Genomic DNA, 14,616 nt, shown 5'->3' on the forward strand with positions numbered 1-14,616 from the left:
CGCCGCGTTCATGTCCTCAAAATGGCGTAACGTCCTATGCTACATTTGTTTGCTGGCCTGGATTTACATACCGGGCTTTTATTATTGCTTGCTCTGGCTTTTGTGCTGTTCTACGAAGCGATTAACGGCTTCCATGATACAGCCAACGCAGTGGCAACCGTGATTTATACCCGTGCGATGCGTTCGCAACTGGCGGTTGTTATGGCTGCGGTCTTTAACTTCTTTGGCGTTCTACTGGGCGGTCTGAGTGTAGCCTATGCCATCGTGCATATGTTGCCTACGGATTTGCTGCTTAACATGGGTTCCGCACATGGCCTCGCTATGGTGTTCTCTATGTTGCTGGCGGCCATTATCTGGAACCTCGGTACATGGTACTTTGGTCTGCCTGCCTCCAGTTCCCATACGCTGATTGGCGCCATCATTGGTATCGGTTTAACCAATGCAATGATGACCGGCACTTCAGTGGTGGATGCGCTAAATATACCTAAAGTTATCAATATCTTTGGGTCACTGATTGTCTCCCCTATCGTAGGCCTGGTGTTTGCTGGCGGTCTGATCTTTTTGCTGCGTCGCTACTGGAGCGGCACTAAAAAGCGCGCACGTATCCACCTGACCCCTGCTGAACGTGAAAAGAAAGACGGTAAGAAAAAGCCGCCATTCTGGACGCGTATCGCACTTATCCTCTCGGCTATCGGCGTGGCGTTCTCTCATGGCGCTAACGATGGTCAGAAAGGCATTGGTCTGGTCATGCTGGTTCTGATTGGCGTGGCGCCTGCGGGCTTCGTCGTCAATATGAACGCATCCGGCTATGAAATTACCCGTACCCGCGACGCCATCAACAACGTCGAAACGTACTTCCAGCAGCACCCTGATCTGCTGAAAAAAGTCACCGGCGTGGATCAGCTGATTCCCGCACCGGAACCGGGCGCGACAGAACCCGCAGAGTTCCATTGCCACCCGGCGAATACCATCAATGCGCTTGATCGCGCGAAAGGTATGCTGGCGAATCTGGAAAGCTACGACACGTTAAGCGTTGACCAGCGTAGCCAGCTGCGTCGCATTATGCTGTGCATCTCCGACACGACCGATAAAGTCGTGAAGCTGCCTGGCGTAAGCAATGACGACCAGCGTCTGCTGAAAAAACTGAAAACCGATATGCTGAGCACCATTGAGTACGCGCCGATCTGGATAATCATGGCCGTCGCGCTGGCGCTGGGTATTGGCACCATGATCGGCTGGCGCCGCGTGGCGACCACCATCGGTGAGAAGATTGGTAAGAAAGGCATGACCTATGCGCAAGGGATGTCGGCGCAGATGACGGCCGCAGTCTCTATCGGTCTCGCCAGCTACACCGGTATGCCGGTATCCACCACGCACGTCCTTTCTTCCTCCGTCGCGGGGACAATGGTTGTGGACGGTGGCGGTCTACAGCGCAAAACGGTCACCAGCATTCTGATGGCCTGGGTGTTTACCCTGCCAGCGGCGATTATTCTGTCCGGCGTGCTGTACTGGATCTCGCTGAAGATTATCTAAGCGCGACCGTGCCGGATGGCGGCGATGCCTTATCCGGCCTACAAAAACGCAGCACGTAGGCCTTAAAGCGACGCGCCATCAGGCAAAGGAATGCAGAATCAACCGTATTGAGCGGGTCAGGAAACTGACCCGCTTTTTTTGCTCAGTGCCAAATCAACAGCGCAACCATACTGATCAGCACCAGACCGCATAATGCGCTGGTGAGGATGAACTGGCCGCGAACGCGTTCACAACGGCGGATGAATTCATCATCGTGGTGATCGCGATAACGTTGCGCGTAGATATACCACACCAGACGCATCTGTTTGTTGGGTTGACCATGCGAGGTAAAGAAGCCACCTCCATCCACATATTGGTAGAGCAATGGATCGCAACCACGCAGTACCACTAACAGCGCGCGTAACGATGAGAAATAGCGCGCCATATTAACAATGCAAACGACACATAAAGCCCAGAATAATGCGACGGTGCTTATCATACCTCCTCCCCGGCGACCCGCCCACGGAGCTCCTCTCCGGGACTACCGCTCCCCCGATACTCAGCCAGACAGTTCAGTGAAAGAGTCCTGCTAAACCGTTCACGCCAGTGCCCTGCATCCGAACGGCTCTATTAAATAGTGTAGGAGATCAGTTAATTTTTTTGCCAGAAGGTTAACCGCTATCAATGCAATTAACTGAAAATTTTGTTTAACTGATTGGCAAGCAAGGCGGATTGACGGATTATCCAGGTCGCTATAATGTAAGGATAGTCTTTACATTCACTTCTCGGCTGGGCTAGCCCCGCGCTGTAGTTCGCAGGACGCGGGTGACGCGGCGGCACAAGAAACGCTAGCTGGCTAGTCATCGACAACTTATGGAAGGAGTAACACTATGGCTTACAAACACATTCTCATCGCGGTTGACCTTTCCCCGGAAAGTAAAGTTCTGGTAGAAAAAGCGGTTTCAATGGCGCGTCCTTACAACGCGAAAGTCTCTCTTATCCACGTTGATGTCAATTACTCTGACCTGTACACCGGCCTGATCGACGTGAATCTGGGTGATATGCAAAAACGCATCTCTGAAGAAACACACCATGCGCTGACCGAACTTTCCACCAATGCCGGTTACCCTATCACCGAAACCCTGAGCGGCAGCGGCGATCTGGGTCAGGTACTGGTTGACGCGATCAAAAAATACGATATGGATCTGGTCGTTTGTGGTCATCATCAGGACTTCTGGAGCAAACTGATGTCTTCAGCACGCCAGCTGATTAATACCGTGCATGTCGACATGCTGATTGTTCCGCTGCGCGACGAAGAAGAGTAAGTTCCTGTTGTGCCGGATGGCGGCTGACGCCTTATCCGGCCTGGCATTCATCAGCCCGATATACACAGCGCCCGCCAATGCGGGCGTTTTTGTTTATGCCTTCCCTCGAACACATTCCAGTACAACATTCCAGACCACAAATCATAATTAGTGTGATCAACTAATTAGATCGAAAACCATCTCTATAATAATCTATTCATTCGGTTAATGACCGCAGTCTATAACAGAGTCAGACTTTTTCGGCGCGTTTTGGCATACGCGTTCATACTTTTCGGGATGGCATTGAAAGGCGAAGGAATATGAATACAACTGCACCTACGGGCTTGCTACAGCAACCCCGTCCGTTCTTCATGATCTTTTTTGTAGAATTATGGGAGCGATTCGGCTATTACGGCGTCCAGGGCATCCTGGCGGTTTTCTTTGTTAAACAGCTTGGCTTCTCTCAGGAACAGGCATTTATCACCTTTGGCGCATTTGCCGCACTGGTGTACGGCCTGATATCCATTGGCGGCTACGTTGGCGATCACCTGCTGGGAACTAAGCGTACCCTGGTACTGGGGGCGATTGTCCTGGCGATCGGCTACTTCATGACCGGGTTATCGTTACTGAAACCGAACCTGATTTTTATCGCGCTGGGGACGATTGCCGTCGGTAACGGGCTATTTAAAGCCAACCCTGCGAGCCTGCTGTCCAAGTGTTACCTGCCCAAAGACCCCCGTCTGGACGGCGCGTTCACCCTGTTTTATATGTCGATTAACATCGGGTCGCTGCTGTCGCTCTCCCTCGCCCCGGTCATCGCCGACAAATTCGGCTATGCCGTTACCTATAACCTGTGCGGCGCAGGGCTGATTGTCGCGCTGCTGGTCTACTTCGCCTGTCGCGGCATGGTGAAAGATATCGGTTCAGAGCCAGACCATAAGCCGCTGAGCTTCCGTAATCTGCTCGCCGTACTGATCGGCACCGTCGCCATGATTTTCCTCTGCGCCTGGCTGATGCATAACGTAAAAATCGCCAACCTGGTGCTGATCGTCCTGTCGATTGTGGTCATCATTTTCTTCTTCCGTGAAGCGTTTCGTCTGGATAAAACCGGACGCAACAAAATGTTCGTCGCTTTTATCCTGATGCTTGAAGCGGTGCTGTTTTATATTCTGTACGCACAGATGCCTACATCGCTGAATTTCTTCGCAATCAATAACGTACATCACGATATTCTCGGTTTTACCATTAACCCGGTCAGCTTCCAGGCGCTGAACCCGTTCTGGGTGGTGGTGGCCAGTCCGGTACTGGCGGCGATTTACACGCGTCTGGGGAGCAAAGGCAAAGATCTGACCATGCCGATGAAGTTTACGCTGGGCATGTTCCTCTGTTCGCTGGGTTTTTTGACCGCCGCCGCCGCAGGCATGTGGTTCGCCGATGCGCAGGGGCTGACTTCACCGTGGTTTATCGTGCTGGTGTACCTGTTCCAGAGTCTGGGTGAGTTGCTGATTAGCGCCCTGGGGCTGGCAATGGTTGCCGCGCTGGTGCCTCAGCACCTGATGGGCTTTATTCTCGGGATGTGGTTCCTGACGCAGGCGGCGGCTTTCCTGCTGGGCGGCTATGTCGCAACCTTCACCGCCGTACCGGAAAACATCACCGACCCGCTCCAGACGCTGCCTATCTACACCGGCGTGTTCAGCAAAATAGGCCTCGTCACACTGGCGGTCACCGTTGTGATGGCAATTATGGTGCCGTGGTTGAACCGGATGATTAATACGCCGGATAGCAGTAAATAAGCGTCAACTTTTAGTTCTGACCGCGAGTAACATCGCGGTTTTTTTTATCTGTTAACTCTTACAATGTAAGAGTATAATTTGAACAAACAGGTCATCATGGACGGACATGACCATGAACTACATTGAATTTATTGAGACTTCTGTCTTTGCCCGCCAGCGGGAAGCCCTGCTCACCGAGGATGAATATCGCGCATTTCAGGAAATGCTCATTATAAACCCGCTGGAAGGTGATTTAATTCAGGGTACAGGTGGTTGCAGGAAAGTTCGTTTTGCTCCAGCGAGCCACTGTAAGGGAAAAAGCGGCGGGATTCGTAGTATTTACTATTTTCAAAATAGCGAAGGGCGTATCTGGCTTTTCATGGCTTACCCTAAGAACAAAAAGGATAGTCTGAGCGGCGAAGAAAAAAACGCCCTCAAATCCATCATTCACCAACTAAAAGAGGGCTCGTTATGAACGATTTCTTTAAAGAGCTGATGGAATCTGCAAGCGAGGCCGTTGAAATCAGCCAGGGTCGCAAACCTGCTGCCCGAATCACCCGATATGAACTTCCAGATGTCAAAGCTATCAGGAAGAAAGCCAATATGAAGCAGAATGAGTTTGCACAGGCAATAGGCGTCTCATCTTCCCTGATTCAGGCCTGGGAGCAGAAAAGGCGTATCCCTACCGGAACTTATCTTAAGGTTCTTCGGGTGATAGAGCGTAATCCAGAGATGGTTAATCTTTTCAAAACAGTCTAATCGCAACATAGTCCGATAAGCACAGCGCTATCGGACATAGCCGCATCCGGCCTGCGTTCGGGCATTTACCCTTTACGCGCGTCAATCCATTCCTGCACTTCAACCACAAAGGTCTCTGGCGCTTTACGGTACATCTTACGCGCCAGATCGAGAATGGTATGCTGCCCTAACGCTTCTTCCATACGCTGCTGCGCCATGTCCATTACCGAGCGCACGCCGCAGATACCTTCGCAGGCCCACGCCGGAGGCTGCTCATCAAAAACAGCCAGACGCTGGCGAATTTCGCGGCATTCAAAGATGCGCTTGTCACCGTCAATGGCGTTGACCACATCCAGCACCGTGATGTGTTCAGCAGGCCTGGCGAGCTGAAAACCACCGCCTTTGCCTTCGATGCTGCGCACCAGGCCCGCTTTCGACAGACGGGTAAAAATCTTGGCCAGATAGTCGTAGGGCACGCTTTGCAGGTCAGCAATTTCGCGAACGCTCATATCGCGGGCGTCGCCTTTGCTGTCCACCATACACATCAGGCTATGGATGCCGTACTCAACCCCGGAACTGTAGAATGCCATGCTCTTATCTCAGCCAAAATAATTCTGAGTTATTGTAGCTTTTTCGACAGGCGCTTGCCAGACAGAGAACCACAGCACATCAGGAATTAAAATTTAATTCATTATTTATCATAATGATAACCAACAGATCTGGATCATTTTCCACTGGATCGCACAAATGACATTGCATTCATTAACTACGACCAATAAAATCCGAGTAAATAACTTCATCGTTAACATTGAGTGCAACCTAAATGCGTAAACAAATTCTGATCGTTGGTGCAGGTTTTTCCGGGATGTGGGCCGCACTGAGCGCCGCCCGTCTGGCAGATAAACACCAGAATGACACAATTGATATCACCGTTATCGCCCCACAACCCGAACTTCGCGTACGCCCTCGCTTTTATGAAAATGCCGTCCAGACGCTGGTCGCTCCCCTGCAACCGCTGTTCGACGAAACCGGCGTCAACTTCCTGCGCGGGACGGTTGCGCAGATCCTTCCCGACTCAAAAGAGGTGAGCTGGGCGGATGCCTCTGGCAAAACGCACTTGCATCGCTACGACCGTTTGATTCTGGCAAGCGGCAGCCACGTTAACCGTTCACTCGTAACGGGCGCAGATGCGCATGCGTTCGATCTGGATCAACTGGAAAGCGCCGCCGTACTGGAGCAGCACCTGAAGGATCTGGCGAACAAAGAAGAAAGCGACGCGCGCAATACCGTTGTTGTTTGCGGCGGCGGCTTTACCGGGATCGAGATGGCGCTGGAGTTGCCTGGCCGTTTACGTGATATTCTCGGCGCTGATGCTAAGACCAGAGTAGTCGTAGTTGAACGCGGCCCGCAGCCTGGCGCTCGCTACAGCGAAGAACTGCGCAACGTGATTATCGAAGCGTCGGCAGAGCTGGGCGTGGAGTGGCTGGTGAATACAGAAGTGGAAAGCGTAGACGCAACGGGCATCACGCTGAAAGACGGGCAAACCATCGCGTCGCAAACCGTCATCTGGACCGTCGGCGTTCAGGCGAACGATCTGACCGGGCAGATTGACGCTCCGCGCGACCGTCAGGGGCGTTTACATGTGAACGCTCAGCTTCAGGTGGTGGGTCACGATGACATTTATGCCACTGGCGATGTGGCGTACGCCGCAACCGATGACAAAGGCAACCATGCGTTAATGACCTGCCAGCACGCTATTCTGCTGGGCAAGTTTGCCGGGAATAACGCGGCCGCTGACCTGCTGGAGGTCGCTCCTCTGCCGTATCGTCAGGAAAACTATGTCACCTGTCTGGATCTTGGCGCATGGGGCGCGGTCTACACCGAAGGCTGGGATCAGCAGGTAAAACTGACGCGTGCGGAAGCGAAAAAACTCAAGCTGTCGATTGTCAGCGAGCTGATCTATCCACCGAAGGCCGACAGAGCCGTGGCGTTTGAGATTGCCGATCCGCTGGCGCCGTTTGTTTAGTCAGCCTGCCGGATGGCGGCGTACCCTGCATGAACCGTAGGCCCGATAAGCGAAGCGCCATCGGGCAATTCGTTACTCCACCAACGCCGTACCGGCATAAATATCAAACCGGTGGCCTTTGGTGACAACCGCGTTCGGCGTGGCGACATCCGCTAACGGCGGCGCGTAATCCGGGCGCTTCACCACGACCCGTTTGGTCGCCAGCTGGCGCGCTGGCGCCAGCAAACCATCGGCATCAAGATCCGGCCCGACCAGCGACTGAAACACCCGCATCTCTTTTTTCACCAATGCGCTTTTCTGCTTATGCGGGAACATCGGATCGAGATAAACCACCTGCGGGCGCGGCGTGATATCCGTCAGCGTCGTCAGGCTGGAGGCATGGATCAACTGCAAGCGCTCCTGCAACCACGGGCCGATTTCCGGGTCGGCATACCCGCGCGCCAGACCGTCATCCAGCAACGCCGCGACCACCGGGTTGCGCTCCAGCATGCGCACTCGACACCCCACGGAAGCCAGCACAAAAGCATCGCGCCCCAGTCCCGCCGTCGCATCGACCACATCCGGCAGGTAATCGCCTTTAATGCCGACCGCTTTCGCGACCGCTTCGCCGCGACCGCCGCCGAACTTGCGGCGATGGGCCATCGCCCCGCCGACAAAATCGACAAAGATGCCGCCAAGCTTCGGCTCATCGCGCTTACGCAGTTCCAGATGCGCAGTCGTCAGCACCAGCGCCATCGGGTTGTTTTCGTCATGCTCTAACCCCCAGCGGGCGGCAAGAACAGATAAGGCGCCGTCTCCGGCGCCTGTTTCATCAACTAAGCAGATCTTCACGTACGCTATCAGCCTTTAATGCCGTAGTGCGTCAGCATCGCGTCCAGCTGCGGTTCACGACCACGGAAGCGCTTGAACAGCTCCATCGGCTCTTCCGAACCGCCGCGAGTCAGGATGTTGTCGAGGAACGACTGCCCGGTATCGCGGTTGAAAATGCCTTCTTCCTCAAAGCGCGAGAAGGCATCCGCCGCCAGTACATCGGCCCACAGATAGCTGTAGTAACCTGCCGCATACCCCCCAGCGAAAATATGGCTGAAGGCGTGCGGGAAGCGACCCCATGACGGCCCCGGCACCACGGCGACCTGTTTTTTGATTTCAGAAAGCGTTTCCAGAATTTTCGCCCCTTGTTCCGGGTTAAATTCCGCATGCAGACGGAAGTCGAACAGGCCAAACTCCAGCTGACGCAGAATAAACAGCGCCGCCTGGTAGTTCTTCGCCGCCAGCATTTTATCCAGCAGTTCCTTCGGCAGCGGTTCGCCGGTCTCGTAGTGACCGGAGATAAACGCCAGCGCGTCCGGCTCCCAGCACCAGTTTTCCATAAACTGGCTCGGCAGTTCGACCGCATCCCACGGCACGCCGCTGATGCCGGAAACGCCCGCCGTTTCGATGCGGGTCAGCATGTGGTGCAGACCGTGGCCGAACTCGTGGAACAGGGTGATCACTTCATCATGCGTGAACAGCGCCGGTTTACCGTTAACCGGACGGTTAAAGTTACAGGTCAGGTAGGCGACCGGTTTTTGCAGCGAGCCATCGGCTTTGCGCATCTGGCCGACGCAGTCATCCATCCACGCCCCGCCACGCTTGTGCTCACGCGCATACAGATCGAGGTAGAAACTGCCACGCAGTTCGTTGTTTTCGTCATACAGCTCGAAGAAGCGCACGTCGGGATGCCAGACATCCACATCGTTACGCTCTCTGGCCGTAATGCCGTAAATGCGTTGTACCACTTCAAACAGGCCGTTCACAGCTTTGTTTTCCGGGAAGTACGGGCGCAGTTGCTCATCGCTGATGCTGTAAAGGTGCTGCTTTTGTTTCTCGCTGTAGTACGCGATATCCCACGGTTGCAGTTCATCGACGCCGAACGTCGCTTTCGCGAAGGCGCGCAGTTGCGCCAGCTCTTTCTCGCCCTGCGGACGCGCGCGTTTCGCCAGATCGGTTAAGAAATCCAGTACCTGCTGCGGGTTTTCCGCCATTTTGGTGGCGAGCGATTTAAAGGCATAGCTGTCGAAACCCAGCAACTGCGCCAGTTCATGACGCAGCGCGAGGATCTCTTCCATCACCGGGCTGTTGTCCCATTTACCCGCGTTCGGCCCCTGATCGGAGGCGCGCGTCACATAGGCGCGGTACATCTCTTCACGCAATGCCGGGTTGTCGCAGTAGGTCATCACCGGCAGATAGCTTGGAATATCCAGCGTCAGCAGCCAGCCTTCCTGTTCTTTCGCTTCCGCCTGCGCTTTCGCGGCGGCCAGAGCGCTTTCCGGCATGCCCGCCAGTTCCGCGTCGTCAGTCACTAACTTCGTCCAGCCCATCGTGGCGTCGAGCACGTTGTTGCTGTACTGATTACCCAGCTCGGACAGGCGAGTGGCGATTTCACCATAGCGCTGCTGTTTTTCCTTCGGCAGACCAATACCGGAAAGCTCAAAATCGCGCAGCGCGTTATCAACCGCTTTTTTCTGCGCGAGGTTCAGGGTCGCGTAATGGTCGCCATCGCGCAGGTCGCGGTACGCATTGTACAGACCCTCGTGCTGACCAACCCAGGTGCTGTATTCAGACAGCAGCGGCAGCGTCTGCTCATAGGCTTCGCGCAGTTCCGGGCTGTTTTTAACGGAATTCAGGTGGCTGACCGGAGAGAAAATGCGCCCCAGCACGTCGTCCACTTCCGCCAGCGGCTGGCAGAGATTTTCCCAGGTGTACGGCGCGCCCTGCGCCACTACCCGCTCCACGTTTTCACGGCAGTCATTCAGCGCCTTTGTCACGGCAGGCACCACATGCTCAGGCTGGATTTGGGAAAACGGCGGTAGCGAGAAAGGCGTCAGTAATGGATTGGTCATAAGCGCTGTCCTGTTGAATGAGGTGAATGAAGCGCGCATCCGGCGCTGTGCATATTTGTTTCAGATGGGGGTAAGTGTAGTGAATTTCAATGGCGAGCGTAGCGGAAAAATACCCGGTAGCGCTGCGCTTACCGGCCTACGGGTAATCTGCCCTTTTCTGCTGTAAACTGTGACAAATCGTCTATTTCAGCGGAATTTAATTACCCATGCTCAGTTATCGCCACAGCTTTCACGCTGGCAACCACGCCGACGTCCTCAAACACACTGTTCAGAGCCTGATTATCGAGTCGCTCAAAGAGAAAGAGAAACCGTTTCTTTATCTGGACACGCACGCTGGCGCTGGCCGTTATCAGCTGAGCGGCGAGCACGCCGAGCGCACCGGTGAATATATGGAAGGGATCGCCCGCATCTGGCAGCAGGACGATTTACCGGCCGAGCTGGAGCCTTATATCGGCGTGGTAGAGCACTTTAACCGTAACGGGCAACTGCGTTACTACCCGGGTTCCCCGCTCATCGCCCGCCAGCTGCTGCGTGAGCAGGACAGCCTGCAACTGACGGAGCTGCATTCAAGCGATTTTCCGCTGCTGCGTTCTGAGTTTCAAAAAGACAGCCGCGCCCGCGTGGAGCGTGCCGACGGCTATATGCAGTTGAAGTCCAAACTGCCGCCGGTTTCGCGTCGCGGCCTGATCCTCATCGACCCGCCTTACGAAATGAAAACCGATTATCAGGCGGTCGTCAGCGGCATCAGCGAAGGGTATAAGCGCTTTGCCACCGGCACCTATGCGCTGTGGTATCCGGTGGTGTTACGCCAGCAAATTAAACGCATGATTCACGACCTGGAAGACACCGGAATCCGCAAAATCCTGCAAATTGAGCTGGCAGTACGCCCGGACAGCGACCAGCGCGGCATGACCGCCTCTGGCATGATCGTCATTAACCCGCCGTGGAAGCTGGAACAGCAGATGAACAACGTGCTGCCGTGGCTGCACAGCAAGCTGGTTCCAGCGGGCACCGGGCACGCTTCCGTCAGCTGGATCGTGCCAGAGTAATCACAGCCATCGGTGGAACCTTTTAATTCCAGGTATACAATCGCGAATATTTTGGCGAATGGCATTGCGCTCATTCGCCCTACAATGAACATGAAGGAGCGGTCATGACCAAACACTATGATTACATCGCGATCGGCGGCGGAAGCGGCGGCATTGCCTCGATTAACCGTGCCGCTATGTACGGTCAGAAATGTGCGTTGATTGAAGCCAAAGAGCTGGGCGGCACCTGCGTCAACGTCGGTTGCGTCCCTAAAAAAGTGATGTGGCATGCCGCGCAGATTCGCGAAGCGATCCATATGTACGGCCCGGACTACGGCTTTGACACCACCATCAACGCGTTCAACTGGGACACGCTGATTGCCAGCCGAACGGCCTATATCGACCGTATTCACACCTCGTACGACAACGTGCTGGGTAAAAATAACGTGGATGTGATCAAAGGCTTCGCCCGCTTCGTGGATGCCAGAACCCTTGAAGTGAATGGGGAAACGATCACCGCCGATCACATTCTGATCGCCACCGGCGGTCGCCCGAGCCATCCGTCCATTCCGGGTACGGAATACGGTATCGACTCCGACGGTTTCTTTGCGCTGCCTGCGCTGCCGGAGCGCGTTGCGGTGGTCGGCGCGGGTTACATCGCCGTAGAACTGGCTGGCGTGATTAACGGCCTGGGCGCCCAAACGCACCTGTTCGTGCGTAAACACGCGCCGCTGCGCAGCTTTGACCCGATGATCACCGAAACGCTGGTTGAAGTGATGAACACAGAAGGCCCGACGCTTCACACCCACGCGATCCCGAAAGCGGTGGTGAAAAACGCCGACGGCAGCCTGACCCTGCAACTGGAAGACGGTCGCAGCGAAACGGTGGATTGCCTGATTTGGGCGATTGGCCGCGAACCGGCAACAGACAACGTTAACCTTGCCGCCACCGGCGTGAAAACCAACGAAAAAGGGTACATCGTCGTCGATAAATTCCAGAATACCAGCGTGGAAGGTATTTATGCGGTGGGCGATAACACCGGAGCGGTTGAGCTGACGCCAGTCGCCGTGGCGGCGGGTCGTCGTCTCTCCGAACGTTTGTTCAACAACAAGCCGAACGAACATCTGGACTACAGCAATATTCCGACCGTGGTCTTTAGCCACCCGCCGATTGGCACCGTGGGCCTGACCGAACCGCAGGCGCGCGAACAGTACGGCGACGACCAGGTGAAAGTGTACAAATCATCGTTCACAGCCATGTACACTGCGGTGACGTCTCACCGTCAGCCCTGCCGAATGAAGCTGGTGTGCGTCGGCGAAGACGAGAAGATTGTCGGTATTCACGGCATCGGCTTCGGGATGGATGAAATGTTGCAGGGCTTCGCGGTCGCGCTGAAAATGGGCGCCACCAAGAAAGACTTCGACAACACCGTGGCGATTCACCCAACGGCAGCGGAAGAGTTCGTGACAATGCGTTAATCGTCGATAAGCGCCGGATGGTGTGACGATCCTGTCGGCCGGATAAGGCGTTTACGTCGCCATCCGGCGCCATGCCCGATGGCGCTATGCTTATCGGGCCTACGCGTGCGGTTTTCGTAGGCCCGATAAAACCTCAGCCGTCATCCGGCATTTTTTTATTTTCCTTGCATATACGGCGTATACACCCCGTTCAGGCTTTCCAGGAATGCGACGATATCATCAATATCTTTCTGCGGAATCTCTTTCCCCACCTGATAACGCAACATCAGTTTCACCGCTCCGTCGAGGGTTGGCACATCCCCCCGGTGGAAATACGGCGCGGTCAGCGCAACGTTACGTAATCCGGGCACTTTCTGACGCAATTTATCGCGAACTTCATTGGTGACGTTCATACGTCCAATGTCCGCAGCGGTAATTTCGCCGAAATTAAAGTCTTTCTTCAGACCCAACGGCTCGAAGGAACGCCCACCGAGAATAATACCGCCGTGACAGGTCGCGCATTTATTCTCTTTGAACAGCTCATAGCCATGTTTCTGCTGCGCCGTCAGCGCATTTTCATCCCCTCGTAACCACTTATCGAAAGGCGAATTTGGCGTAATCAGCGTCTTCTCAAACTCGGCAATGGCATCCGTAATCGTTTCTCCGCTGAAGCCCTGCGGATATATCGCCGTGAACTGCTGTTTTAGCACCGGATCTTTATCGAGTTTCCCAATGATTTCATCCCAGGATTTAGAGGCCATTTCAATCGGGTTTAACGGCGGCCCACCAGCCTGCGCCTGCAACGTCGGCGCGCGACCATCCCAGAATTGCTCAACGTTAAAGATCGAGTTGAACACCGTTGGCGCGTTGATTGGCCCTACCGCGCCGCCCACGCCGATGGAGGTTTTCCTGCCGTCCACACCGCCCGCGTTCAGCGCATGGCAATGCGCGCAGGAGATGGTGCTGTCACCCGATAAACGGGCATCGTGGTAGAGGGTAAAACCCAGTGCGACTTTTTGATCGTCAACCGGCAGTTTTTCGGGGACAGGCTGAACCGGCTCATTGCGATGCGCCGCCGCCGTATCCGCGCTGGCGTAGTAACGCTCGCGCTGTTTAGCGATCCAGCCGAGAATCTCCTCCCGCGCTGTATCACTGACCTTACCGGCCCAGTGCAGCGCGGTATAGCGCGTTGGCGGCATTGTTTCGTACTGCATCACCCATTCAATCTTATTCAGATCGCTTTGCGTGACGGGTTTATCCGCGACCAACGCGGCGCGTACTGCTTCAAGGTTGAAAGATTTATAGCCCAGTTGAATGTCATAATTCATCAACTGCTTAGCAACGGGAAAAGAGGAATAAAAAGGCAGTTCAGCAGAGGGGGTATGACAATAATCGCATCCCTTTTCCCGCAAAAAACCCAGGATTTTATTATTGTCTTCCAGCGTTGAGGCTTGCACATCAGCTTCTTTACTACGTTGATTATCGTGATACCAGACGTAACCAGATAATCCTAAATAACAAATCGCAATGCCTGCTATGGCTATCGCGGTAAGACGGGTAATGATTTTCATTATTTTACCCTCACTATAGTGAGATATTCTGACCCAGAAGATGAACATAAATCAGGCGTATGTCTTTATTAGACATAGCCATCATAGGAAATACAGGCGAAGGGTTTTTGATAAGTATCAAGCAATTACATGGGGATAAACTATCGATAAGATAGCTTATCCCTATTATAATCAGGGTCTTTCGGCGTCGGTATTCATAACTCGTTGCAATCGAATGTTCTGAAAGTGAAAATCTTCCTGTTACGGCTATTCCATATTTTTTATATTATTATCAGTAATCTATATTTAAAGACTCTTTTTCACGCATTAACAAAGCGTGATCTATC

At 54.1% G+C, this 14,616-nt stretch carries 13 protein-coding genes; 8 read left to right on the plus strand and 5 right to left on the minus strand.

What is annotated here, in order from left to right; genetic code table 11:
* The first annotated feature begins 36 nt into the window (after positions 1-36).
* Complete coding sequence (gene pitA / locus OGY62_RS02925) at positions 37-1,533, plus strand: inorganic phosphate transporter PitA (RefSeq protein WP_012135626.1); 1,497 nt, start codon at positions 37-39, stop codon at positions 1,531-1,533.
* 142 nt (positions 1,534-1,675) lie between these two features.
* On the opposite strand, the gene uspB is transcribed toward pitA, so the two are convergent.
* The gene (uspB, locus tag OGY62_RS02930; RefSeq protein ID WP_012135627.1) at positions 1,676-2,011 is read right to left on the minus strand and encodes a universal stress protein UspB; all 336 of its coding nucleotides are present in this window, start codon (positions 2,009-2,011) and stop codon (positions 1,676-1,678) included.
* Between the two features lie 391 nt (positions 2,012-2,402).
* Here uspB and uspA point away from each other — a divergent pair, with 391 nt between their 5' ends.
* From uspA to nadS, 4 genes are all read left to right on the plus strand, one after another.
* Positions 2,403-2,837 (plus strand): universal stress protein UspA, encoded by a 435-nt coding sequence (gene uspA / locus OGY62_RS02935; protein ID WP_000323571.1) that lies wholly within the window; start codon positions 2,403-2,405, stop codon positions 2,835-2,837.
* A gap of 299 nt (positions 2,838-3,136) precedes the next feature.
* A complete protein-coding gene (gene dtpB / locus OGY62_RS02940; protein WP_047460450.1) occupies positions 3,137-4,609 on the plus strand; it encodes a dipeptide/tripeptide permease DtpB in 1,473 nt (490 codons plus the stop codon).
* Between the two features lie 112 nt (positions 4,610-4,721).
* Positions 4,722-5,063, plus strand: coding sequence for a type II toxin-antitoxin system RelE/ParE family toxin (locus OGY62_RS02945; protein ID WP_048902455.1), 342 nt, complete (start codon positions 4,722-4,724; stop codon positions 5,061-5,063).
* Positions 5,060-5,347, plus strand: coding sequence for a NadS family protein (gene nadS, locus OGY62_RS02950; protein ID WP_012135632.1), 288 nt, complete (start codon positions 5,060-5,062; stop codon positions 5,345-5,347). The genes OGY62_RS02945 and nadS overlap by 4 nt, the downstream gene beginning before the upstream one ends.
* Before the next feature lie 65 nt (positions 5,348-5,412).
* Here nadS and OGY62_RS02955 read toward each other — a convergent pair whose 3' ends face one another.
* Positions 5,413-5,916: an RrF2 family transcriptional regulator gene (locus OGY62_RS02955; RefSeq protein WP_012135633.1), complete on the minus strand. Its 504-nt coding sequence runs from the start codon at positions 5,914-5,916 to the stop codon at positions 5,413-5,415.
* A 233-nt stretch (positions 5,917-6,149) separates the two neighbouring features.
* On the opposite strand from OGY62_RS02955, the gene OGY62_RS02960 reads away from it, so the two are divergent.
* A complete protein-coding gene (locus OGY62_RS02960; protein ID WP_012135635.1) occupies positions 6,150-7,352 on the plus strand; it encodes an NAD(P)/FAD-dependent oxidoreductase in 1,203 nt (400 codons plus the stop codon).
* A gap of 72 nt (positions 7,353-7,424) precedes the next feature.
* Here the strand turns inward: OGY62_RS02960 and rsmJ are convergent, their stop codons facing one another.
* Positions 7,425-8,183: a 16S rRNA (guanine(1516)-N(2))-methyltransferase RsmJ gene (gene rsmJ / locus OGY62_RS02965; RefSeq protein WP_286459042.1), complete on the minus strand. Its 759-nt coding sequence runs from the start codon at positions 8,181-8,183 to the stop codon at positions 7,425-7,427.
* An 8-nt stretch (positions 8,184-8,191) separates the two neighbouring features.
* Positions 8,192-10,234: an oligopeptidase A gene (prlC, locus tag OGY62_RS02970; RefSeq protein ID WP_081353211.1), complete on the minus strand. Its 2,043-nt coding sequence runs from the start codon at positions 10,232-10,234 to the stop codon at positions 8,192-8,194.
* Positions 10,235-10,440: 206 nt separating this feature from the next.
* Between prlC and OGY62_RS02975 the strand changes: the two genes are divergently transcribed.
* Positions 10,441-11,283, plus strand: coding sequence for a 23S rRNA (adenine(2030)-N(6))-methyltransferase RlmJ (locus OGY62_RS02975; RefSeq protein WP_012135639.1), 843 nt, complete (start codon positions 10,441-10,443; stop codon positions 11,281-11,283).
* A gap of 104 nt (positions 11,284-11,387) precedes the next feature.
* Positions 11,388-12,740 (plus strand): glutathione-disulfide reductase, encoded by a 1,353-nt coding sequence (gorA, locus tag OGY62_RS02980; protein WP_047460436.1) that lies wholly within the window; start codon positions 11,388-11,390, stop codon positions 12,738-12,740.
* 155 nt (positions 12,741-12,895) lie between these two features.
* On the opposite strand, the gene OGY62_RS02985 is transcribed toward gorA, so the two are convergent.
* On the minus strand, positions 12,896-14,290 hold the full coding sequence (locus OGY62_RS02985; protein WP_286459044.1) for a cytochrome-c peroxidase: 1,395 nt from the start codon (positions 14,288-14,290) through the stop codon (positions 12,896-12,898).
* Between the last annotated feature and the right edge of the window lie 326 nt (positions 14,291-14,616).

The sequence above is a fragment of the Citrobacter sp. CK198 genome (assembly GCF_030333295.1).
Taxonomy (GTDB): domain Bacteria; phylum Pseudomonadota; class Gammaproteobacteria; order Enterobacterales; family Enterobacteriaceae; genus Citrobacter_B; species Citrobacter_B koseri.